The sequence below is a fragment of the Rhizobium sp. YAF28 genome (assembly GCF_052113285.1).
Taxonomy (GTDB): domain Bacteria; phylum Pseudomonadota; class Alphaproteobacteria; order Rhizobiales; family Rhizobiaceae; genus Rhizobium.
Map to the genome: position 1 here is coordinate 205,882 of NZ_JBFRCX010000010.1, position 20,972 is coordinate 226,853.

At 60.5% G+C, this 20,972-nt stretch carries 20 protein-coding genes and 1 pseudogene; 16 read left to right on the plus strand and 5 right to left on the minus strand.

The window, feature by feature from the left end:
- The first annotated feature begins 415 nt into the window (after positions 1 to 415).
- From AB4Z13_RS23265 to AB4Z13_RS23295, 7 genes and pseudogenes are all read left to right on the plus strand, one after another.
- Positions 416 to 2,005, plus strand: coding sequence for an ATP-binding protein (locus tag AB4Z13_RS23265; protein ID WP_439016374.1), 1,590 nt, complete (start codon positions 416 to 418; stop codon positions 2,003 to 2,005).
- The gene (locus AB4Z13_RS23270; protein WP_113319521.1) at positions 1,992 to 2,639 is read left to right on the plus strand and encodes a response regulator transcription factor; all 648 of its coding nucleotides are present in this window, start codon (positions 1,992 to 1,994) and stop codon (positions 2,637 to 2,639) included. The genes AB4Z13_RS23265 and AB4Z13_RS23270 overlap by 14 nt, the downstream gene beginning before the upstream one ends.
- A gap of 93 nt (positions 2,640 to 2,732) precedes the next feature.
- The gene (locus AB4Z13_RS23275) at positions 2,733 to 3,101 is read left to right on the plus strand and encodes a response regulator transcription factor (protein ID WP_113319520.1); all 369 of its coding nucleotides are present in this window, start codon (positions 2,733 to 2,735) and stop codon (positions 3,099 to 3,101) included.
- 150 nt (positions 3,102 to 3,251) lie between these two features.
- A complete protein-coding gene (locus tag AB4Z13_RS23280; RefSeq protein ID WP_007820832.1) occupies positions 3,252 to 3,458 on the plus strand; it encodes a hypothetical protein in 207 nt (68 codons plus the stop codon).
- 66 nt (positions 3,459 to 3,524) lie between these two features.
- The gene (locus AB4Z13_RS23285; protein ID WP_439016375.1) at positions 3,525 to 4,259 is read left to right on the plus strand and encodes a helix-turn-helix transcriptional regulator; all 735 of its coding nucleotides are present in this window, start codon (positions 3,525 to 3,527) and stop codon (positions 4,257 to 4,259) included.
- Between the two features lie 241 nt (positions 4,260 to 4,500).
- Positions 4,501 to 5,250 (plus strand): GntR family transcriptional regulator, encoded by a 750-nt coding sequence (locus AB4Z13_RS23290; protein ID WP_442206914.1) that lies wholly within the window; start codon positions 4,501 to 4,503, stop codon positions 5,248 to 5,250.
- Between the two features lie 24 nt (positions 5,251 to 5,274).
- Positions 5,275 to 5,685, plus strand: a pseudogene (locus AB4Z13_RS23295) (ACT domain-containing protein).
- A 60-nt stretch (positions 5,686 to 5,745) separates the two neighbouring features.
- Here the strand turns inward: AB4Z13_RS23295 and uxuA are convergent.
- Together uxuA and AB4Z13_RS23305 are read right to left on the minus strand one after the other, a co-directional pair.
- Positions 5,746 to 6,933, minus strand: a complete 1,188-nt coding sequence (gene uxuA / locus AB4Z13_RS23300; RefSeq protein ID WP_442206915.1) for a mannonate dehydratase — start codon at positions 6,931 to 6,933, stop codon at positions 5,746 to 5,748.
- Between the two features lie 44 nt (positions 6,934 to 6,977).
- Entirely contained in the window at positions 6,978 to 7,700 is a 723-nt protein-coding gene (locus AB4Z13_RS23305; RefSeq protein WP_442206916.1) for a GntR family transcriptional regulator, read from the minus strand.
- A 237-nt stretch (positions 7,701 to 7,937) separates the two neighbouring features.
- Here AB4Z13_RS23305 and AB4Z13_RS23310 point away from each other — a divergent pair, with 237 nt between their 5' ends.
- The 4 genes from AB4Z13_RS23310 to AB4Z13_RS23325 all read left to right on the plus strand — a co-directional run bounded on the left by AB4Z13_RS23310 (position 7,938) and on the right by AB4Z13_RS23325 (position 12,065).
- Positions 7,938 to 9,113 carry an extracellular solute-binding protein gene (locus tag AB4Z13_RS23310; RefSeq protein ID WP_442206917.1) on the plus strand — a complete coding sequence of 392 codons (1,176 nt, stop codon included), beginning with the start codon at positions 7,938 to 7,940 and terminating at the stop codon, positions 9,111 to 9,113.
- Positions 9,114 to 9,234: 121 nt separating this feature from the next.
- The gene (locus tag AB4Z13_RS23315) at positions 9,235 to 10,338 is read left to right on the plus strand and encodes an ABC transporter ATP-binding protein (RefSeq protein WP_442206918.1); all 1,104 of its coding nucleotides are present in this window, start codon (positions 9,235 to 9,237) and stop codon (positions 10,336 to 10,338) included.
- Positions 10,335 to 11,219, plus strand: coding sequence for an ABC transporter permease (locus tag AB4Z13_RS23320; protein WP_442206919.1), 885 nt, complete (start codon positions 10,335 to 10,337; stop codon positions 11,217 to 11,219). The genes AB4Z13_RS23315 and AB4Z13_RS23320 overlap by 4 nt, the downstream gene beginning before the upstream one ends.
- A gap of 3 nt (positions 11,220 to 11,222) precedes the next feature.
- Positions 11,223 to 12,065: an ABC transporter permease gene (locus AB4Z13_RS23325; protein WP_018114719.1), complete on the plus strand. Its 843-nt coding sequence runs from the start codon at positions 11,223 to 11,225 to the stop codon at positions 12,063 to 12,065.
- Positions 12,066 to 12,104: 39 nt separating this feature from the next.
- Here AB4Z13_RS23325 and ppk2 read toward each other — a convergent pair whose 3' ends face one another.
- A complete protein-coding gene (ppk2, locus tag AB4Z13_RS23330; protein ID WP_113319511.1) occupies positions 12,105 to 13,013 on the minus strand; it encodes a polyphosphate kinase 2 in 909 nt (302 codons plus the stop codon).
- A gap of 333 nt (positions 13,014 to 13,346) precedes the next feature.
- Here ppk2 and AB4Z13_RS23335 point away from each other — a divergent pair, with 333 nt between their 5' ends.
- Genes AB4Z13_RS23335 through AB4Z13_RS23355 form a run of 5 tightly spaced genes read left to right on the plus strand, consistent with a single transcriptional unit; the run spans position 13,347 to position 17,909 of the window.
- Complete coding sequence (locus AB4Z13_RS23335; RefSeq protein ID WP_113319510.1) at positions 13,347 to 14,522, plus strand: ABC transporter substrate-binding protein; 1,176 nt, start codon at positions 13,347 to 13,349, stop codon at positions 14,520 to 14,522.
- 54 nt (positions 14,523 to 14,576) lie between these two features.
- The gene (locus AB4Z13_RS23340) at positions 14,577 to 15,437 is read left to right on the plus strand and encodes a branched-chain amino acid ABC transporter permease (protein ID WP_113319509.1); all 861 of its coding nucleotides are present in this window, start codon (positions 14,577 to 14,579) and stop codon (positions 15,435 to 15,437) included.
- Positions 15,434 to 16,468 (plus strand): branched-chain amino acid ABC transporter permease, encoded by a 1,035-nt coding sequence (locus tag AB4Z13_RS23345; RefSeq protein WP_113319508.1) that lies wholly within the window; start codon positions 15,434 to 15,436, stop codon positions 16,466 to 16,468. Before AB4Z13_RS23340 ends, AB4Z13_RS23345 begins: the two co-directional genes overlap by 4 nt.
- Complete coding sequence (locus AB4Z13_RS23350; RefSeq protein WP_442206920.1) at positions 16,465 to 17,211, plus strand: ABC transporter ATP-binding protein; 747 nt, start codon at positions 16,465 to 16,467, stop codon at positions 17,209 to 17,211. The genes AB4Z13_RS23345 and AB4Z13_RS23350 overlap by 4 nt, the downstream gene beginning before the upstream one ends.
- On the plus strand, positions 17,211 to 17,909 hold the full coding sequence (locus AB4Z13_RS23355; protein ID WP_113319506.1) for an ABC transporter ATP-binding protein: 699 nt from the start codon (positions 17,211 to 17,213) through the stop codon (positions 17,907 to 17,909). The genes AB4Z13_RS23350 and AB4Z13_RS23355 overlap by 1 nt, the downstream gene beginning before the upstream one ends.
- Before the next feature lie 2 nt (positions 17,910 to 17,911).
- Here AB4Z13_RS23355 and murA read toward each other — a convergent pair whose 3' ends face one another.
- Together murA and ligM are read right to left on the minus strand one after the other, a co-directional pair.
- Positions 17,912 to 19,225, minus strand: coding sequence for a UDP-N-acetylglucosamine 1-carboxyvinyltransferase (gene murA, locus AB4Z13_RS23360; RefSeq protein WP_442206921.1), 1,314 nt, complete (start codon positions 19,223 to 19,225; stop codon positions 17,912 to 17,914).
- A 203-nt stretch (positions 19,226 to 19,428) separates the two neighbouring features.
- Positions 19,429 to 20,841, minus strand: a complete 1,413-nt coding sequence (gene ligM / locus AB4Z13_RS23365; protein WP_113319504.1) for a vanillate/3-O-methylgallate O-demethylase — start codon at positions 20,839 to 20,841, stop codon at positions 19,429 to 19,431.
- Between the last annotated feature and the right edge of the window lie 131 nt (positions 20,842 to 20,972).

Here is a 20,972-nt window from a genome sequence, read left to right on the forward strand (position 1 = left end):
CGTCATTATTGCGATAGCGGAAGTCGTCGGAACAAATTTCAATGCCATTCACCAGAGAAACCGACCTGCCGCTTCGTATGGCCGGACCAAAACCTAAGTATAGTTATGTCTCAGGACGCTTGGATTTAACTTGTACTCGTAGCTCGGAACCGACCTGACCATTCACGGTTCCAAGCTGGTGGCACCGCCCCTTGCCACCTCTAGGGCAGGCGTCCCCCTCCGCCGAAGCCCTGCGGATCCTCCCATCCGCCAGAGACCGTCCCGCCGCCCGGGGCGGTCTTTCCTTTTCAAGCGTAGAGACAATTCGGCCCATGCTTCCAACACTTTGGTATAGTTTTGCGCCGATAAACACGCCATTAAGGTAAACGCGCACTAGCCGGTATGGGTAGAAGACCGGAACCAACAGCGAGGGGGTATGGGATCATTCATTGTATCGAAACTCATCAACCGGCGAGGAACGCTCTCGCATGAGATCACGCTCGGCCTGATCGCACTGGTGCTCAGCGCCACCGTGTTCTACGTCGATGCCTTTACCGAGATCGAAAGCGCCATCGCCGTCCTCTATGTTATCGTGCTGCTGCTATCGGCAGAAATGCTGACGAGGATAGGCACCACCCTCCTCACAGTTGTCTGCGCCGCCCTTACTCTTTTCGCCTATTTCTATTCTCACGGCCTCGGAGAAAATGTCCCGGCCCAGTTGCGGTTAGCGGTTTCTCTCGCCGCCATCACCATCACCTGCGCCCTTATCCTCAGGAACGAAACCGCGCGTGCCGGCCTCATCGAAGCCAACTTGCATCTTCGCGACAGCGAAACCCGCTATCGCTACATCTTCGAGCACAGCCGTATCGCACTCTGGGAACGCGATTATTCCGCAGTGCGAGCCTTCCTGATGTCTTTGAAGGCGGAAGGTGTGAGTGACCTCAAAGACTACTACCGAACAAACCCCAGCGTCATCGCCACCTGCACAGGCCTCATCCGCACCATCGCCTCCAACGACGCAGCAATGGAACTGCTCGGCCATGTGGCCGGCGGCCTGCCCTCGCACACGATGCGCCACTACATCGCCCCTGATGACGATACCTTCCTGGACCTGATGAATGCCATCTTTTGCGGCGAACGGCATTTCGAGGGCAAGGGCAACCTGATTGCGGAGAATGGCGAGACCAGGCTTGTCATCATGAGCATGAGCTTTCCGGAAGATCCCGCCGCCTTCAATCGCGTGGTCGTCGGCATGGTGGATATCACCCAGCGGGAAATGATGCAGAAAGCCATTCGCGAGGCTCAGGATGAGCTTGCCCGCGCCTCGCGCGCCGCGACCGTCGGCACACTTTCCGCCTCGCTCGCCCACGAGCTCAACCAGCCGCTCGGCGCTATCGTCGTCAACGCCCAGACGCTCCTCAGATGGCTGAACCGCGAGCCGCCGGATCTCGCGGCCGTGCGCCGTTCGGCCGAGCGCATCATTCGCGACAGCCAGCGGGCGAGCGAAATCATCCACAATACCCGCTCCATGCTGACGCAGGGCGATCGCACGCCCGAGCAGGTCGATCTCGAAACGCTGATCGAGGAAACACGCGCCCTGATGGAGCACGACTTCCAGCGCGACATGGTCGATTTCGATGTGACCCCACCCGAACAGCCGATCACAGTCAAGGCGATCCGTATCGAGCTGCAGCAGGTGCTCATCAACCTCGTCACCAATGCCGTGCAGGCCATGCGCGAAACGGCAATCGATCGGCGCAAGATTCTGATCTCGCTCGCCAGGAAGGATGATATATTCGTCAGCCTCTCCGTCAGGGATTTCGGCCCCGGTATCAGCGAGGAGGCCATGGCGAAGCTCTTCACCCCCTTCTTCACGACCAAGCCCTCCGGAATGGGCATGGGGCTCTCCATCTGCCGCAGCACGCTGGAGGCCAGAGGCGGCCAGCTGATCGCCGGCAATCATCCTGAAGGGGGCGCCATCTTCGAAATGATCATACCGATTGAGGACGACCATGACCGACACTAGCGCCGCATCGAAGGCAGCCTCGCAATCCGCATCACCGATAGTCTATGTCGTCGATGATGACGAATCCATCCGCGAGTCGCTTGTCGATCTTTTCCGGTCGATCCAGATGGATGCGGTCTCCTTCGCGACCACGACTGCCTTTCTCGATACCGCCGACCTGCGACGGCCGGGCTGCATTCTCCTCGATGTGCGCCTGCCAGGTCTAAGCGGGCTGGATTTCCAACTTCATCTCGAACGGATCGGCAGCAGGATGCCGATCGTCTTCATGACCGGCTTCGGCGATATTCCGATGAGCGTGCGCGCCATGAAGGCCGGCGCTGTCGACTTCCTCACCAAGCCCTTCCGAGACCAGGATATTCTCGATGCCGTCGGCATCGCGATCGAAAAGGATATGGCCCGCCGGCGGGAAATGGCGGCAAGCGATGCCGTCGCCTCGCTGGTCGATACACTGACGCCCCGCGAGCGGGAGGTGATGGCGGCCGTCGTCAAGGGGCTGATGAACAAGCAGATCGCCTATGACCTCGGCATCAGCGAAATCACCGTGAAGCTGCATCGTGGCAATGTCATGCGCAAAATGCAGGTCCGCTCGGTGGCCGATCTGGTGCGCAAGGCCGAAATGCTGGAAGGGAGATAGTGAAACCTAGACCCTTGTATGGTACCGCGACACGGCCCCGATCCTCATAATATAGCCTAACGTAATGTAAGAATAAGCAAGGCTACCAATCTCGTGTCACATACATCCACAATCGCTGTCGTCGATGACGACCAGGCTATCCGGGAGGCGCTTGACGATCTGATCCAGTCCTGCGGCTACCAGAGCAAGCTTTTCGCTTCGGCGGAAGAGTTCCTGGCCTTTGACGACAGGGCGACGATTGACTGCATGCTGGTCGACGTCAAGATGCCCGGACTGAGCGGCATCGAACTGCAGCAAATCCTCAACGGCGAACCTGAAAAGCCGCCGATGATCTTCATGACATCCTATCGCGACGAGAGAACCCGTACGGCCGCCATGGAAGGCGGTGCGCTGGCCTTTCTGGGCAAGCCGGTCGAATTCGATTCCCTCATCAACTATCTGGAAATAGCTTTGAAGCCGTAAGGCCCCACTGCGTCGGGTTCCCGGGTGTTGCTTCCGCCATCAGATCAGTTCGAATTATACACCTATGTATAATTTAAGATGGAAACAATAAAGACTATAGTTAACCTCGTATCTTCCAGTAAAATGGATAGAAAAAACGAGGTGAACGCCATGATAAAGCTCAAGCGGCCGATATTTGTCAGCGTCGGGAAGAACATTCTGATGGATGTGATCTTCTCTAACATCGTAACCGGTGCGAATTACAAGTTTCACTGTGCGCTGCTGCGCCTGGAACCGGAAAATCCGATCTACGAATATCAGCCGGTCCGCATTGCCACGCATCGCCGCCCGGACGAAATCAGCCGGACGCATTTCTGATCCTCCCCCTTCTGGCGCTGGCCGATTTCCTCCCGGCCGGTCAGTGCATTTGCCGGCAGACGATCCATGACCCTCAAGAATACGGTAAAATCCCCCTGGCAGGGGGATGCAGCCAGCGCCTCTGTACAGGCCGATCCCAAGACAAGTTTCTCTACTGCCCTCCAGGAAGTCATGCAGGTGCATGGCTTTCGTTTCTTCCTCGCCTCCAGCTTTCCGCAAGCTGATAAGCTCGGCTTTCGCGCCAACATCATCGCCAGCAACTGGCCACAGGAACTGATCGATCGCTACGATGCTTCAGATCTCTTTTGGCGCAGCCGGCTGATCGATGGTTTGAAGAAGACCATCATGCCGATCTATTCCGGCATCGGCATCTTCGCCCAGCCTGCCAGCGTAAGCAGCTCGGAAGAACTCTCCCGTCGTTTCGAGGATCTCGGCCTTCACAACACCGTCAGCTTCACGCTGCATGACGCCATTCTCAGGCACTATGTCATCATGTTCTCCGGCCTGCGCAGCCCGCTCGACGAGCAGGAATGCGCGCGCATGGTCTTTGCCGTATTGAAGGCGCTGGACAGCTACAGCCTTGCGACCGAGCCGCCGCTTGCCGATTACGAGCGCCTGACCGTTCGCGAGATCGAATGCCTGCGCTGGTCAGCCTCCGGCAAGAGCAGCGAGGAGATCGCCATCATCCTGCATATCTCCTCCCATACGGTGAACGGTTACCTGAAGGCGGCGATGCGCAAGCTCGATGCCGTCAACCGCATGCAGGCCGTGGCGAGGGCCTATCGTTTCCGTCTCATCTGAAGGTCTGCAGGCTCTAAAACTCTTCTGGTTTCAGGCCGTCCAAACCTATCCCGCGTGGCCGCTGACGAGATATCTGCGAAATTTCGGCTGAGATCATCGTCAAATAAATGCGACAACTCCCGTCAATTCACGCGCGAAGCGCCTCAACCTACGCATGCAGGACAAATATCAGCACTATTGTTCCCGTTGTCGACAGAACATGCTAAGTTACTAGCGGGAGGGACATTTCTCAGGAGTTCTCTTGTCCGCCGAATACACGTCAGCCGATATGGCCCACGCCTCCGGCAATCTGCCGCATATCGACTCGCGCCAGCGCGCCGAGGCGGTTGCCGCCCGTCTCGTCACTGAACAACACGACCGGCCGTCGCTGGTTTCCACCATCGCCCGCGAAGTGGCAGCCGAGATCATCGAAGAAATTCGCAAACCGGGCGATGACCTGAACTCCGTCGAACTTGCACGGCGCTACAAGACCAGCCGGACGCCGATCCGCGAAGCCCTGATGCTTCTGGAAAGGGAAGGGCTCGTCGAAATCCCGCCGCGCCGTCGCCCACGTGTCGCTAGCCTCTCGATCAAGGAGATCCGCGATATCTACCGCGTCCGCGCCAATCTGCTGGAATTGATCGCCGGCGACATTGCGCGGGACGTGTCGCTTGACGATATCCGCACCCTCCAGCCAATCATGCAGGTCATGGAAAACGCGAGCAAGGCCGGTGACGTGAACGTCTATTTCTGGGCAAATGTCGACTTTCACGAACGCAATACCGAACTCGCCGGCAATCGCACGGTCAAGAAGATCATCGATTCCCTGCTTCTGAGAACGCTTCGATTGCGCCGTATCGGCCTGTCCCAGCCTGGCCGCCTGCAGAAATCCTACGAGGATCACGAACGGTTATGCCGCGCCTATGCGGATCGCGATCCGACGCTCGCAGCAGCGCTCATCCGCTCCAACCATATCACCGGTCTTTCGGTGCTGGAAAACATCTATTCATAGGACGGGACGTCAGGGAAAGATGACATGACAGGCATCACCGACCTCTCAATTCTTCTCGCGACGATGGAGCCGGAATTGGTGGCGGGCGAATTCGTCTATTGCACCGTTCCGGCCTCGCAACTGGAAGACTAACTCCATCTTCGCCCGCTCGCCGTCTTTCACGAAACGGAAGGCCTGACGCTCATTCTGCCCCGGGATACGGCAAACAAAGCCGGCCTGCAGGCAAGCGCACCCCTGCGGCAGATCACGCTGAAAGTACATTCATCGCTTGAAGCCGTAGGCCTGACCGCCGCCTTCTCCCACGCGTTAACGGAAGCCGGCATCAGCGCCAATGTGGTCGCGGCCTATTACCACGACCACATTTTCGTGCCTGCCGTCGATACCGAACGGGCCGTCGAAGCGCTGCGGCAGCTTTCAGCGGCTAGCCGGAGCTAAAGCAATTCCAGCAAAAGTGTGCAGCAGTTTTGCGTTCAGAATTGCGTGAAAACAAAAAAATCAGGCCGGCGGCGCGTCGAGCGCGTGCAGAATGCCGCGCAGTTCGGCAAGGCCGCGAAGACGGCCGATTGCGGGATAGCCGGGCGTGACATTCTTCTGCAGGTCATCGAGCATCCGATGGCCATGATCCGAGCGGAAGACGATCGACTGGTCGGCGCTGCGGCGGCGATCCTCGGCAACCAACTCCTTCAGCACGGCAACCATGTTCACGTCACCTTCGAGATGCGCGCTTTCATGGAAAGTGCGGCCATCCCCCTCACGGGTCGTGGCACGAAGATGTGCGAAATAGATGCGCGAGGCGAAACGCCGCGCAATCGCCGGCAGGTCGTTGTCAGCGCGCACGCCGAGGCTGCCGGTGCAATAACACATGCCGTTGGCGGCTGCCGGCACGGCATCGAAAAGCGCTGCATAATCCTCTGCCGTCGAAGCGATGCGCGGCAGGCCGAAGAGCGAGCGCGGCGGATCGTCGGGATGCAGCGTCAGCTTCACCCCGCGCGCTTCCGCAACCGGCACGACGGCCTCGAGGAATTCGACGAGATGCTGGCGAAGCTTCTTCGCATCGATGCCCTGATAGGCAACAAGCTTTTCGCGGAAGGCCGGAATGGTCAGCGGCTCGGTCGTCGAACCGGGCAGAGCCGACGTGATGATGTGGGTGATTTCGGCAATCTCCGCTTCCGTCATGCTTTCGTAGACGGCCGTGGCCCGGGCCCTGTCCTCTTCAGAATATTGGTCGGCAGCGCCCGGACGCTCCAGCACGAACAACTCGAAGGCGGCAAAGCGCTCATGATCGAAGCGCATGGCGGTAGCGCCGGTCGGCGTCACGTAATCGAGATCGGTGCGCGTCCAGTCGACAACGGGCATGAAGTTGTAGCAGACGATCGGAATACCGCAGGCCGCGACCGCCTCGAGACTGGCGATCCAGGCTTCGATCTCGGCTTTGGCCTGCCCGCCCTTGCGCTTGACGGCATCGGGGATCGGGATGCTTTCGACGACGCTCCAGGTCAGCTGCGAGCGGTCGGCCGGCGTCGTTTCGATCAGCGACTGGCGCTCGCGCACTTCCGCCTCGGTCCAGGCACGGCCGATCGGCACCTGATGTAGCGACGAAACAATGTTCGTTGCACCCGTTTGGCGCACCTCGTCCAGCGTGACCGGTGCCTCCGGCCCGAACCATCTCCAACCTTGCCGCATCTCTTCTTTCTCTCCTTGGTATCTTGTGTTTTGTCGTTCCGCCGTCAGCAGAAATAGTCGGGGAACTGCGAGCGCAGCTCCGCCACGTCGGGTATAACGGCGCTTAAGTGATGAATCATCGCCTCGCGCGCCGCCGCGATATCATGCGCAGCAATGGCGTCGCGGATCACCACATGCTCGCGCACGACATTGTCCATGCGCCCGAGTACCGGCAGCGTCAGACGCCGTGCCCGGTCGATCTGCACCTTCACTGTCTTCAGAATGGTCCAGATGCCGGGATAGCCGGCAATCTGTGCGATCGCCTCGTGGAAGGCCTCGTCTTCTTCGTGAAAGCTCGAAGCATTGCCGAGTGCGGCATGTGTCTTCTGCCGGGCGATGATCGCATCCAGCCGCGCGATATCGGCCTCCGTCGCAATGCCAGCGGCCATCTCGACCGTCGTCCCCTCAAGCGCCTTGCGCACAATGACCGCCTCCGGAATGGCCGACACCGGCACTCGCGAAACCACCGTGCCCGATTGCGGGTAGATATCGACGAGACCGCCCTCCGAGAGCCTCAGAAGCGCCTCGCGCACCGGCGTTCTACTCACACCAAAATCCTCGGCAATGCGCTTTTCCTGCAGCGCCGTGCCCGGTGGGATCCTGAGAGAGACGATATCGGCATGCAGCCGCTCATGGATCGCGGCAGCCGTCGTCACGCGACGAATCTTTCCGCCGGCGTCGCGTGGCGTCGGAAAGGCGAGGATTTCAGGGTCGGAAGCCTGCCGCATGCATGATCTCGGGACGTTGACACTTTCGTGCATACTAGTATATCAATTGAATTCTGTTGCCAAGACATGCCGCGGAGGAGAACAGCGGCATGGCATTGCACCTGGAGGAAAAGCTTCAAGCTGCGAGCATTTGATGCCGCCGGAAAACCGGCCCATCGAGGCATGAGACGTGCATTGCGATGCAAACGAGCGGCGCTCGGGGCAAAGGCCGGCACCGCCGCAAAGGAGGAGGACAGAATGAAGATCACACGCAGAACCTTCGTCGGCGGAGCTGCCGGCGTCGCCGTGGCCGGAATGTTGCCGCTGCGCGCTTTCGCGCAGGCAAAGGCACCGGCAAGCCCTGTTACCATCACCATCGTCGATGTCGCCGGCAACCTGGCGTTGACACAGGGTATGTTCCAAAACTACGCCAAGGCCAAGCCGGAATTCGTTTCCAGCTTTTCCTTCACCAAGGCCCCCGCTCCGGAACTACCGGCCAAGATCCAGGCCCAGCAGGCTGCCGGCAAGGTCGATATCGATCTCGTACTGACCGGCACGGACGCGCTTTCGGCCGGCGTCGACCAGGGTCTCTGGGTCGACCTGTCCAGCCACAAGTCGGCACTGCCCAATCTTGAAAGCATCCTGCAGCCGCAGGCCTTCAAGATGCAGGCACTCGCCAAGGACCAGGGCGTCGTCATCACATATTATCCGTCCGGCCCGCTGATCGAATACATGCCGGACAAGGTGGCAACCCCACCGAAGACTGCGCAGGAGCTGCTCGACTGGACGAAGCAGAACAAGAACAAATTCCTCTATGCCCGCCCGGCAAACTCGGGCCCCGGCCGCACGCTGCTGATGGGCCTGCCTTACCTGCTCGGTGACAGCAATCCGCGCGACCCGGTCAACGGCTGGGCCAAGACCTGGGAATATCTGGCCGCTCTCGGCGAAAACATCGAATATTACCCGACCGGCACCGCAGTGGTCTTCAAGGAACTCGGGGAAGGCACGCGCGACATCGTAGCCACGACCACCGGTTGGGACATCAACCCGCGCGCGCTCGGCATCGTTCCCGAGGAAGCCAAGGTCGGCAAGCTCGAAGGCTTCCACTGGGTCACCGACGCCCACTATGCGGCGATCCCGAAGGGCGTTTCCGACGAAAAGATCGGCGTTCTGCTCGACGTCCTGAACTTCATCTATCAGCCGCAGCAGCAGGCGATCGCCTATGACGCCGGCTACTTCTATCCCGGCCCTGCGGTGAAGGATGTCACCCTCGAGATGGCGCCGGCAGAAAGCCAGGAAACTATCAAGGAATTCGGCCGGCCGGAATATGCCGACTGGATCGCCAGCAGCCCTCTGGAAGTGCCGCTGGAGCCCAAGCAGCTTGTCCAGGCCTTCCGCATCTGGGACGAAAAGATCGGCGCCAAGAAGGGCTGATCCCTGCTGGTTATAATAATCCGGCGCTGGCTTCACGGCGCCAGAATTGCTTGAAAACAAAGGATAGAGCGTCGCCGTGTTTCAAGAGCGGTGATGCTCTATCGGCCATGATTGCCGATGAATGGAGATTGCATTGACTTTGCCGGTTCAAAACGCAGCAACGCTGTCTTCGCGGAAGAATGCGCGCCTTGAGCTTGATGGCATCAAGCGATCCTTCGGCGCCTATAACGCCCTCGATGGCATCGATCTCACGATTGAACCCGGCGAATTCATCGCACTTCTCGGCCCCTCCGGCTGCGGCAAATCCACGGCGCTGAACTGCATTGCCGGCCTGCTTGGCCTTACCGGCGGCGAAATTCGCCTCGGCGGCAACCGCATCGACCAGTTGGAGCCGGAAAAGCGCGGCTTCGGCATGGTCTTCCAGAGCTATGCCCTCTTCCCGCATATGAGCGTGCGCAAGAATGTCGGCTTCGGCCTTGCCATGCAAGGTATTCGCGGCGCCGAGGCCGACAAGCGCGTCATCGATGCACTGGCGCTGGTGCGCCTCGAAAGCCAGGCCGACAAGCTACCCGGCCAGCTCTCCGGCGGCCAGCAGCAGCGCGTCGCGATCGCCCGCGCTATCGTCATTCGCCCGCCGATCGTCCTGATGGATGAGCCACTCTCCAACCTCGACGCCAAGCTGCGTTTGGAAATGCGCGCCGAAATTCGCGGCATCCACGATCAGATCGGCTCGACCACCATCTATGTCACCCACGACCAGGATGAGGCACTTTCGCTTGCCGACCGTATCGTCGTCATGAGCCAGGGCCATATTCAGCAGATCGGCACGCCGCAGGATCTCTACCAGCGACCGGTCAATCTCAATGTTGCCGATTTCATGGGCTTCCGTACCCGCATTCCCGGTCGCGTCGTCTCTGTGTCCGGCACTGAGGCGGAAATCGAAGCCGCCGGCGCACGGCTGACCGGCACCATGCGCGACACGTTGAAAGTCGGCGATGCCGCTGTACTCTCAGTGCGCCCGGAAGATCTCGTTGCCACCACCGACGGCATTCCCGTCATCGTCGCGAGCACCGAATATCGCGGCCGCGCCTTCTTCGGCATGGCCCGCTCGGCCGACGGATCGGAGCTCTATTTCCGCTCCGACGATGCCTTGCCGCGTGGCTCTGCCACCACCCTGCAGCCGGTTGCAGGCCGCTCTCTGGTCTTCAAAGGCTCACCTGCATGAACGGCGGCCCCTCACTGAAAACCCGGCTCGCCGCACAGGGCCTCGACGGCACGACGCTGCTCGTTCTGCCGGGCCTCTTCTTCATGATCGCGCTCTTCATCTATCCCTTCGTCTACGGTGTCGCGGATTCGCTGATGCCGAAGGATGGCGGTATCTGGTACGAAAATTACGCGAAGTTCTTCTCGGACCAGTTCCAGTACGGCACGATCGCCAACACCATGTGGCTGGCCTTGCCTGTCACCATCGTGAACCTGGCCTTCGCAGTCCCCGTTGCCTTTCGCGTCCGGCTGATGCGCCGGCAGCGCCTGCTGACGACGATCCTCGTGCTGCCGATCACGCTCGGCACCGTCTTCGTCGCCGATGGTCTGCTGACATTTCTCGGCCCGCGCGGCTGGTTCAACGAGACGCTCATCCTGTTCGGCATCCTGGATTCGCCGGTCAAGCTCACCAACAACTACTGGGGCGTCTTCACCTCGCTGCTGATTACCGGCTTCCCTTTCGCCTTCCTGCTGACGCTGTCCTATATCACCGGTATCGACCCGGCGATCGAGCAGGCTGCTGCTACGCTCGGCGCCAATGCGCGCCAGCGCTTTGCGCGCGTCTTCCTGCCGCTGCTGGTGCCTGGCCTTGCCGTGACCTTCTGCCTTTCCTTCGTGCAGGCTTTCGCCGTTTTCCCATCGGCCGTCCTGCTCGGCGCGCCGGCCGGCCCGACACGCGTTATCTCGATTGCAGCCTATCAGGCCGCCTTCGAGCAATATGACCATTCCTACGGCACGGCGATCGCCCTGATCATGGGTGGCGTCGAGCTCATTGTTGTTGTCGCCATCCTCGGCGCGCGTTCGTTCTTCTACCGCGGCCCGGCCGGCGGCACGAAAGGCTGAGCCATGATCCGTGACCAAGGCCTTACCTCTAAGATCTGGCGCATCGCCGTCTGGGCGCTCGCGACCCTCTTTGTCCTCAACCTGCTTGCGGTCATCGCGGCCGTGATCGTCAACTCTTTCGCCACACGCTGGCTCGGCACATGGCTGCCACGCGGCTGGACGGACCGCTGGTATTTCAGCGCCTGGAGCGAGTTCCAGCTTTCCAGCGTCGTCATCGTCACCTTCGAGATGGCGTTTGTCGTCGTCATCATCTCGGGCATTCTGGGTGTATTGACAGCCTATGCGCTGGCACGGCGCGACTTTCCGGGCAAGCGCGCCATCATCCTCTTGTTCCTGCTGCCGCTGCTGATCCCACCGCTGACCTATGGCATTCCGCTGGCAACCGTGCTCTACCAGCTCGGGCTCGGCGGCACCTTCTGGGGCGTGGTGCTGATCAACCTCGTGCCATCCTTCCCCTTCGTCGTGCTCGTCATGATCCCTTTCATCGAGCAGATCGATCCGCGCATCGAGGCAGCCGCCCGCGTCTTCGGCGCCGGTACGACCAGCCTCTTCATCCGTATTCTGCTGCCGCTCCTGCTGCCCGGCATGCTGGCCGCGTTGCTGCTCGTTCTAGTGCGCACGCTTGCCATGTTCGAGCTGACCTTCCTCATCGCCGGACCGCAGACCCAGACGCTCGTCGTCTCTCTTTATTACGCGGTCTTTGCATCCGGCGTACGAGCCAGCCAATCAATCGATGCGATGGCGGTGATCTATATGGTGACGACGCTTTTCTGGCTCATCATCGCGCTGCAATTCGTCAATCCGACGCAGATCGTCGCCCGCGCCAAGCAGCAATCGGCGCATTGAGAAACCGCTGCCGGCAGAACCGGCAGCGGCTCCAAGAAATCAGTAAACTTCGGGAACGTAGAGTTCCGGCGGAACCGGGATACGCTGATAGTCTTCGTGACGCACGCGCTCGGGAAGTACGATCTCTTCCTTCGGCACATCCTCGTAAGGAATCTGGCTCAGCAGATGCGCGATGCAGTTTAGGCGCGCCCGCTTCTTGTCCACGGCCTGGACGACCCACCACGGTGCTTCGTCGATATGCGTGCGATCCAGCATCTCTTCCTTGGCCTTGGTGTATTCTTCCCAGTGGACACGGCTCTGCAGATCCATCGGCGAAAGCTTCCACTGCTTCAGCGGATCGTGGATACGCATGTTGAAGCGGAATTCCTGCTCCTCGTCGGTGATCGAGAACCAGTACTTGATGAGGATGATGCCGGAGCGCACCAGCATGCGCTCGAACTCAGGCACCGAGCGGAAGAACTCTTCCAGCTCGTCCTTGCTGCAGAAGCCCATGACACGCTCGACGCCGGCGCGGTTGTACCAGCTGCGGTCGAAGAGCACCATTTCGCCTGCCGACGGCAGATGCGGAGTATAGCGCTGAAAATACCACTGGTTCCGCTCGCGCTCGGTCGGCGCCGGAAGTGCCACGACGCGGCATACGCGCGGGTTGAGGCGCTGGGTCACGCGCTTGATCGCGCCGCCTTTGCCGGCGGAATCGCGGCCTTCGAAGAGCACGACGACCTTGAGCTTCTTGTAGTGGACCCAGTCCTGAAGGCGGACAAGTTCATGCTGCAGGCGGAAAAGCTCTCGGAAATAGAGCTTGCGTTCGAGCGTCTGTTCGGCCGGGCCGGACATGCCCTCGGCGACCAGCTCGTCGAGCCGGTCCTCCTCCATCTGCATTTCCAGCTCTTCATCGAAGCTGTCTGCAATCTCGTTCTTGATACGGTCGAGCTCAGTGTTTTCGATCATGGCACGCTCCCTGTTCAATTCGCTCGATAAAGCACGTTCTCGCCATAGCTATATGACAGAGTTGCGACGATCGAAAATTTGCTTTGGCAAAACGCAAAATTATAAGGCCGAAACACCGGCTTGCCCCGCCTTTCATGGTCGTCCCGGCGGTCGCAATCGACTGGTTCTACAGATGGCCGCGGCTTGTGCCATGTCAAGTTTTATGTATACATTGGACTTGCTGAGCAATTTTCGCGATGGCGGCGTTTTCTTCGGAGGAGCGAGGGAAAACGCTCAGGTCGCGGGCATGTCTCCGGGAGAGAGATATGGTGCACAACATTGGGAGGAGTATACATGGTTTCGTTTTCAAGAAGACTATTCGTAGCTGGCGCTGCGCTCGCCACACTCGCCGGAGCGCCTGCATTTGCACAGGAAACGGTGAAGATCGGCGTGATCCTGCCGATGACCGGCCCTTTCGCCTCAACCGGACGCCAGGTCGAGGCCGGCGCTCGCGCATACATGGCAATCAACGGCGATACGGTTGCAGGCAAGAAGGTCGAGCTCGTCCTGCGTGATGATGCCGGCACTGCCGACCAGACCCGCCGCATCGCCCAGGAACTCGTCGTCAATGATGGCGTCAAGATGCTGGTCGGTTTCGGCCTGACGCCGCTTGCCATGGGTGTCGCCCCGGTTCTCAACCAAGCGAAGGTTCCGGCGATCATCACCTCGGCCACGACCTCGGCCATCATGAAGCAGTCGCCCTATTTCGTGCGCACCTCGATGGGCGGTCCGCAATCCGCCGTTCCGGTCGCCACGTGGGCCGTCCAGAACAATCTGAAGCGGGTCGTCACGCTGGTGACCGATTACGGTCCGGGCATCGACATCGAAAAGGGCTTTACCGACCAGTTCAAGAAGGAAGGGGGCACGGTTGTCGAAGCACTCCGCGTTCCCCTGCAGAACCCCGATTTTGCACCCTTCCTTCAGCGTGTACGTGATGCCAAGCCGGATGCCCTCTTCGTCTTCGTGCCTTCGGGTGTCGGCGCGATCTTCATGAAGCAGTTCATCGATCGAGGCCTTGCAGATGCCGGCATCAAGCTGATCGCCACTGGCGACGTCACCGATGACGATCTCCTGAACGGCATGGGACCGGCCGCCAAGGGCGTCATCACCGGCCACTTCTATTCGACCGACCACGACAGCCCGGAAAACAAGGCCTTCGTTGCAGAAGTTCGCAAGGCCAACAAGAACATGCGCCCGAACTTCATGTCGGTCGGCGGTTATGACGCGATGCATGTCGCCTATGCAGCGCTCGAAAAGACTGGCGGCGATACTGATGGCACGAAGCTTGTCGACGCCATGAAGGGCATGGAATTCGTCAGCCCGCGCGGGCCTATCGCCATCGATCCTGATACCCGCGACATCGTGCAGGACATCTACATGCGCGAGGTCAAGGAGAAGAACGGCGAGCTCTACAATGTCGAGTTCGCGACTTATCCAAAGATCCACGATCCGAATACGGCTGCCAAGTAAGCCCAGGAAACAGGCGGCGGAAGCAATTCCGCCGCCTGGATGCAGTGAGGTCTCATGCTGACAATCCTGTTCGACGGCATCGCCTATGGCATGCTTCTCTTTGTTCTCGCCTGCGGATTGTCGGTCACGCTGGGTCTGATGAATTTCGTCAATCTGGCGCATGGAGCCTTTGCGATGGCAGGCGGTTACGTCACCGTCATTATGATGAATAGCTACGGCACCTCTTTCTACTGGTGCCTGCCCGCCGCCTTCATCGTCACGGCGCTTGCCGGCATTGTGTTGGAACGGCTGCTCTACCGCCGCCTCTATTCGGCCTCACATCTCGATCAGGTGCTGTTTTCGATCGGCCTCGTCTTCATGGCGATCGCGGCAATCGATTATTTCATGGGCGGGCAGCAGCAACTCATCAACCTGCCACCTGAACTCAGCGGCCGCTTCGACTTCCTCGGTATCGATATCGGCCGCTACCGGCTTTTCATCATCGTCATCTGCGCGGTGCTGACGGTCGCGCTGCAACTGGCGCTCACCCGAACCCGCTTCGGCAGCCAGCTACGTGCGGCCGTCGATGACGGACGCGTCGCCCGCGGCATGGGCATCAATGTCTCGGTCATCTTCGCGCTGACCTTCGCGCTCGGCTCCGGTCTCGCCGGCCTTGGTGGCGCACTCGGCACCGAACTGCTCGGCCTCGATCCGAACTTTCCGCTGAAATACCTCATCTATTTCATGATCGTCGTGACCGTCGGCGGCACCTCGTCCATTACCGGCCCGTTCATCGCAGCACTTCTGCTCGGCGTCGCCGATGTCGCCGGCAAATATTACGTGCCGCAACTCGGCGCCTTCATCATCTATGCCGTCATGATCCTTGTGCTGATCCTCCGGCCCCATGGCCTCTTCTCCCGGGAGGGCGGCCGATGAGCGGCGAACGCAACAACGCCTCCACGGAGGCCATGGGGCTCCTGAGGCACGCCGGACGCTGGCAGATCTGGGAGTTCGCGCTGTGGCTGGTGGCCATCGCCGCGATCTTCGTCCTGCCATCGCAGATGCTGATCCTGACGGAGATCGCCATCCTGGCGCTCTTTGCCGTTTCTCTGGATCTAATCCTTGGTTATGCCGGCATCGTCTCGCTCGGCCACACCGCCTTCTTCGGCCTCGGCGCTTATGCAGCAGGCCTCTTTGCCATCCATGTTTCCGGCGAGCCTGTGATCAGCCTGTTGGCGGCTGGCCTCGTCAGCGCCCTCTTCGGCTTCCTGACGAGCTTCCTCGTGTTGCGGGGCTCCGATCTCACGCGTCTTATGACCACCTTTGGCGTCGCCATGCTGCTTGCCGAAGTGGTTAATCAGGCGGCCTGGCTTACCGGCGGCGCTGACGGGCTGAGCGGTATCATCATCAACCCGATCCTCGGCTATTTCGAATTCGATCTCTGGGGCCGCACCGGCTATGTCTATTGCCTTATCGTGCTTGTCGCTCTGACCTACATTGCCCGTCGCCTCGTCAATTCGCCCTTCGGCCTGTCGCTGAAGGCGATCAAGCGCAACCAGCGCCGCGCCTCCATGCTCGGCATCTCGCCTACCCGCCGCATCGTCGCGATCTACACGATCTCGGCGGCCTATGCCGGTATCGCAGGCGCGCTGCTGACCCAGACGACAAGCTTCGTCTCGCCAGACGTGCTCGCTTTCCACCGTTCAGCCGAAGTGCTGCTGGTGCTGGTCATCGGCGGCGCCGGCTATCTCTATGGCGGCGTCTTCGGCGCGGTGATCTTCTCCATCCTGCGCAACTGGCTGTCGGTCATCACGCCGCAATACTGGATGTTCTGGATCGGCCTCGTGCTTATCATCATCGTTCTGGTCGGCCGCGAGCGCCTGACACGCTGGCAGACCCTGCTACCAGGCTCGGCCCGCAAGCGCGAAGCCGGCATGCAGCAAACCGTCGCGGAGGAAAGCAAATGACGCTCGTCCTCGAAACCCGTCATCTCGTCAAGCGCTTTGGCGGCTTCATCGCCACCAACGATGTCTCGCTGCAGATCCGCCAAGGTGCCCGCCATGCCCTGATCGGCCCGAACGGAGCCGGCAAGACCACGATCATCAACCTGCTGACCGGCGTACTGACACCGAACAGTGGCGAGATCCTGCTCGCTGGTGAGGACATTACCGGTGTCTCTTCCTATCGCCGCGTCGGCAAGGGTCTTGCCCGTACCTTTCAGATCAATCAGCTCTTCGGCGATTTCACGCCGCTCGATTCCGTCATGCTGGCGATCAGCGAACGCAAGGGCCATGGCCGCTTCGCCTGGCGGCCGCTCTCGGCCGACCGCGAAGTCGCCGATGAAGCCGCCGCACTGCTGGAACGCTTTCGTCTGGTCGATGTCATGGGCACGCCGACGACACTCCTGCCCTATGGCAAGCAGCGCCTGCTGGAGATCGCCCTTGCGATTGCCATGCAGCCGAAGGTGCTGCTGCTCGATGAGCCCGCCGCCGGCGTTCCCGAAGAGGAGCGGCACGAGGTTCTCGGCATCGTCCGCGAGCTGCCGGCCAATGTCACCGTCGTGCTGATCGAACATGATATGGATCTCGTCTTCTCCTTCGCAGACCGTATCTCGGTACTCGCCGCCGGAGCGCTCTTTGCCGAGGGAACCGTCGCCGAGATCTCGAAAGACCCGCAGGTGAAGGCCATCTATCTCGGGGAGGATGCCTGATGCCCGAACTGCTGCGGATCGAACGCCTCGTCGCCGGTTACGGCGAAGCGCATGTGCTTGCCAAGGTGGATGTCTCGCTGGAGGAAGGCCGTTCGCTGGCATTGCTCGGCCGCAACGGCGCCGGCAAGACGACGCTGCTCAACACCATTATCGGCGTCACCACCCACCACGCCGGCTCCATCCACCTGCAGCAGCGCGACATCACTCGGCTCAGGGCCGAAAAGCGCGCGCCGCTCGGCATCGGCTGGGTGCCGCAGGAACGCAATATCTTCCGTTCGCTGACGGTGGAGGAAAACCTGACGGCGAGCGCCCGCCCCGGCGCATGGAATGTCGGCCGCGTCTACCAGATGTTCCCACGTCTGCAGGAACGCCGTCGCAACCTCGGCAACCAGCTCTCCGGCGGCGAGCAGCAGATGCTCGCGATCGCCCGCGCCCTGATGCTCAATCCGAAGATCCTGCTGCTCGATGAGCCGCTGGAAGGCCTCGCGCCGATCATCGTCGACGAACTTCTGGCCGCACTGCGCCGCATCGTCACCGGTGAGGGCATGTCGGCGATCATTGTCGAGCAGAAGGCTCGCAAGGTGCTGCCGCTGACGGATGAGGTCATCGTGCTTGAACGCGGCGCAGTCACCTACCGCAACACGTCCGAGGCACTTCTCGCCTCACCGGAGACCCTCGACGCACATCTCAGCGTCTGAGATTATGCCTCGCGCGGCGGTACACGGGTGATGCGCGCACCGAGCGCGTTCAGCCGCTCCTCGATCCGCTCATAGCCGCGCTCGATCTGCTGGGCATTGTTGATGACGCTGGTGCCCTCGGCGCACATGGCGGCGATCAGCATTGCCATGCCAGCGCGGATATCGGGGCTCTCCACCTGCGCGGCGCGCAGCTTGGACGGACCCGCAACGATCGCGCGATGCGGATCGCAAAGAACTATGCGGGCGCCCATGGTAATCAGCTTGTCGACGAAGAACATCCGGCTTTCGAACATCTTCTCGAACATCAGCACCACGCCATCGCACTGCGAGGCGGTAACAATGGCAATCGACATGGTGTCTGCCGGAAATGCTGGCCAGGGCTGATCCTCGATCTTTGGAATGTGCCCGCCGAAATCCGGCTGGATTTTCATCTCCTGCCCCGCCGGCACCACGAGATCGTCGCCCTCGATGCGGCAGCGGATGCCAAGACGCTCGAAGGTCATCAGCGTTGAGCGCAGATGTTCCACGCCCGCCCGGCGGATGGTGATTTCAGAACCGGTGACGGCAGCAAGGCCGATCAGCGAGCCGATTTCGTTATGGTCAGGGCCGATACGATGCGACGCGCCGCCAAGCGGCTCGCCGCCGTGAATGATCATCGTATTGGTTCCAATGCCCTCGATCTTCGCACCCATGGCAATGAGGAAATGTGCGAGATCCTGGACATGCGGCTCGGAGGCGCAATTGCGCAGGATCGTCTTGCCTTCTGCAGCGACTGCCGCGCAGAGCGCATTTTCCGTCGCCGTGACGGAGGGTTCGTCCAGGAAAACGTCCGCACCGCACAGGTGTCTGGCGCGGAAACTATAGGAACCGTTGACGCTGATCTCGGCACCGAGCTGCTCCAACGCAAGAAAGTGTGTATCGACGCGGCGGCGGCCGATGACATCACCACCCGGCGGCGGCAGTGTGATCTCACCGCAGCGCGCCAGCATCGGACCGGCAAGCAGGATCGACGCGCGGATACGGGCGCAGAGGCCGGGATCGAGATCAGCCGGCTTGAGATCACTCGCCTCGATCTCGACTTCGTTGCGGCCGAGCCAGCGCGCCTTGGCGCCGACGGATTGGATCAGCTCGACCAGTGCTTCGACATCGCGGATGCGCGGCACGTTGGTCAGATGCACGAGCTTGTCGGTCAGCAGCGAGGCGGCAATGATCGGCAGGGCGGCATTCTTGTTGCCGCTTGGTTGGATCTCGCCGGCAAGGCGATGGCCGCCCTCGACGATGTACTGAATTCGCTCATGCGGCTGGGCCTGTGCCACTGCTGTCATCCTTGTTCGATTCGATTTTCAGGGGGCATATCTGCGTTGTCATTGTGACATCGGAGTGATCGCTGATCGGGAAGTGTGACTGTTTTTAGCGCTGCTGCGCACGGACGGCTAGAGGCAAGACGACGGGACGAATCCACAAAAAACGGCGCCCTCCCGGGCGCCGTCGTTAACACCGTGGATGGAGGTGTCGGATTTCAGCCCTTCTTGCTACGCCAGCTGTCGGCGTAATTCTCGCGGGCTTCGCTGGCATAGGGCGTGGGCGAAACGCGCACACGGATTTCCGCCTGCTTGTGCGGCTCGACGGACGTCTTGCCGGAGCCGCCATCGGGCTCGCCCCAGACGAGGGTCAAGACATCGCCGATCTCGACATCTGCATCGACGATGCCGAGCGAAAGCATGCAGCGTTCGTTGTAGCTGTAGCCGTTGAACATCGACATGCCGACCATCTTGCCGTCGCGCATGATCTTGTCGGCGCTGGTCGAGGCATAGTTCGGCTGCGGGAAATCGATCCACTTGAAGTGATCCTCGCCCGGACGGAAGGCCGAGGCGATGACGTTGACGACGTCTTCGGCATTCCACTCGAAGGTCACCTTCTTGCGGCTCGTCTGGCCCTTCATCTTCTCGAGCGCGGACTTGCCGATGAAATCGTCCTTCTTCCAGCCGATGTAGAAGTCGTAGCCGAGCTCGAACGGAGTGACGTAATAATCCTCGATATTGCTGGAAACGAAGCTGCCGCCGATGGCACCGGTTGCCTCATAGCTGTCGGCGCCGAGCCAGTCGCGATAGGCCGCCAGCATGCCGTCACCCGTATAGATGCCCGGCAGCGGCGACGGGATCCAGCCGGATTCCAGCGTGTTGGTGGAATAGGCGCGGCTGCCGCAGCGAACGAGATCGACGCCGGCCGCCTTTGCGGATTCCATGATGACCGAGTGGATATAGGCCTTGTCTTCGTAAGGGCCCCAGATTTCCAGGCCCGGCGCACCGGACATGCCGTGGCGCAGCGCATTCACCGTCTTCGAGCCGACCTTGATCTTGTCGACATGGAAGAACTTGATGTCAGGGATCGGCCCGCCATTCATCTTCTCGAAGATCTTCGGGGCATCCGGTCCCTGGATCTGGTAGCGGTAATGCGTGCGCAGCACGCGTTCGCCTTCCGGGCGCGAGGGTGAGCGCGGATCATATTTCAGGCGCACATTCCACTTGCCGTAAGCGGCGCAGAACATCAGCCAGTTGGAGGTCGGCGAACGGCCGACGAGGATGAACTTGTCTTCGCGCTCACGGAAGATGATCTGATCGCCGATGACATGACCTGCAGGCGTGACCGGCACGAAATGCTTGGCGCGGTTCGTATCGAAATTCGAGAAGGAGTTGACGCCGTGATAGGCGAGGAACTTCTCCGCGTCCGGGCCCTCGACGGTCAGCTCGTCCATATGGTGCGACTGATCGAAGAGGACGGCGGAGTTGCGCCACGCGGCCTGCTCCGAACGCCAGTTGGAAAACTCGGCCGCCACGACCGGGTATACATACATGCCGACCTTGGAATTGCGCAGCAACTCCACCGTATTGCCGGCCGACTTCAAAACTTCGGATAGGTTCGATCTCGCCACCTGATATCCTCCCATTGGCATGCGATAATGTATACATGAAATGCCCAATGCGATCAGATTGCAAGCCTATTTTCTCCCCGCAGCGCCCAGTTCAATGCGCCGAAAATGAAAAAGGGCGGCCACGAGCCGCC

Bases quoted from the DNA above. Each gene is read 5' to 3' on its own strand.
- ppk2 (WP_113319511.1), bottom strand. From the start codon at position 13,013: ATGATCGAAAACACTGAGCTCGACCGTATCAAGAACGAGATTGCAGAC.
- AB4Z13_RS23340 (WP_113319509.1), top strand. From the start codon at position 14,577: ATGCTGACAATCCTGTTCGACGGCATCGCCTATGGCATGCTTCTCTTT.
- AB4Z13_RS23310 (WP_442206917.1), top strand. From the start codon at position 7,938: ATGAAGATCACACGCAGAACCTTCGTCGGCGGAGCTGCCGGCGTCGCC.
- AB4Z13_RS23350 (WP_442206920.1), top strand. From the start codon at position 16,465: ATGACGCTCGTCCTCGAAACCCGTCATCTCGTCAAGCGCTTTGGCGGC.
- AB4Z13_RS23315 (WP_442206918.1), top strand. From the start codon at position 9,235: ATGGAGATTGCATTGACTTTGCCGGTTCAAAACGCAGCAACGCTGTCT.
- AB4Z13_RS23335 (WP_113319510.1), top strand. From the start codon at position 13,347: ATGGTTTCGTTTTCAAGAAGACTATTCGTAGCTGGCGCTGCGCTCGCC.
- AB4Z13_RS23355 (WP_113319506.1), top strand. From the start codon at position 17,211: ATGCCCGAACTGCTGCGGATCGAACGCCTCGTCGCCGGTTACGGCGAA.
- AB4Z13_RS23305 (WP_442206916.1), bottom strand. From the start codon at position 7,700: ATGCGGCAGGCTTCCGACCCTGAAATCCTCGCCTTTCCGACGCCACGC.
- AB4Z13_RS23265 (WP_439016374.1), top strand. From the start codon at position 416: ATGGGATCATTCATTGTATCGAAACTCATCAACCGGCGAGGAACGCTC.
- AB4Z13_RS23325 (WP_018114719.1), top strand. From the start codon at position 11,223: ATGATCCGTGACCAAGGCCTTACCTCTAAGATCTGGCGCATCGCCGTC.
- AB4Z13_RS23320 (WP_442206919.1), top strand. From the start codon at position 10,335: ATGAACGGCGGCCCCTCACTGAAAACCCGGCTCGCCGCACAGGGCCTC.
- AB4Z13_RS23285 (WP_439016375.1), top strand. From the start codon at position 3,525: ATGACCCTCAAGAATACGGTAAAATCCCCCTGGCAGGGGGATGCAGCC.
- uxuA (WP_442206915.1), bottom strand. From the start codon at position 6,933: ATGCGGCAAGGTTGGAGATGGTTCGGGCCGGAGGCACCGGTCACGCTG.
- AB4Z13_RS23270 (WP_113319521.1), top strand. From the start codon at position 1,992: ATGACCGACACTAGCGCCGCATCGAAGGCAGCCTCGCAATCCGCATCA.
- AB4Z13_RS23280 (WP_007820832.1), top strand. From the start codon at position 3,252: ATGATAAAGCTCAAGCGGCCGATATTTGTCAGCGTCGGGAAGAACATT.
- AB4Z13_RS23345 (WP_113319508.1), top strand. From the start codon at position 15,434: ATGAGCGGCGAACGCAACAACGCCTCCACGGAGGCCATGGGGCTCCTG.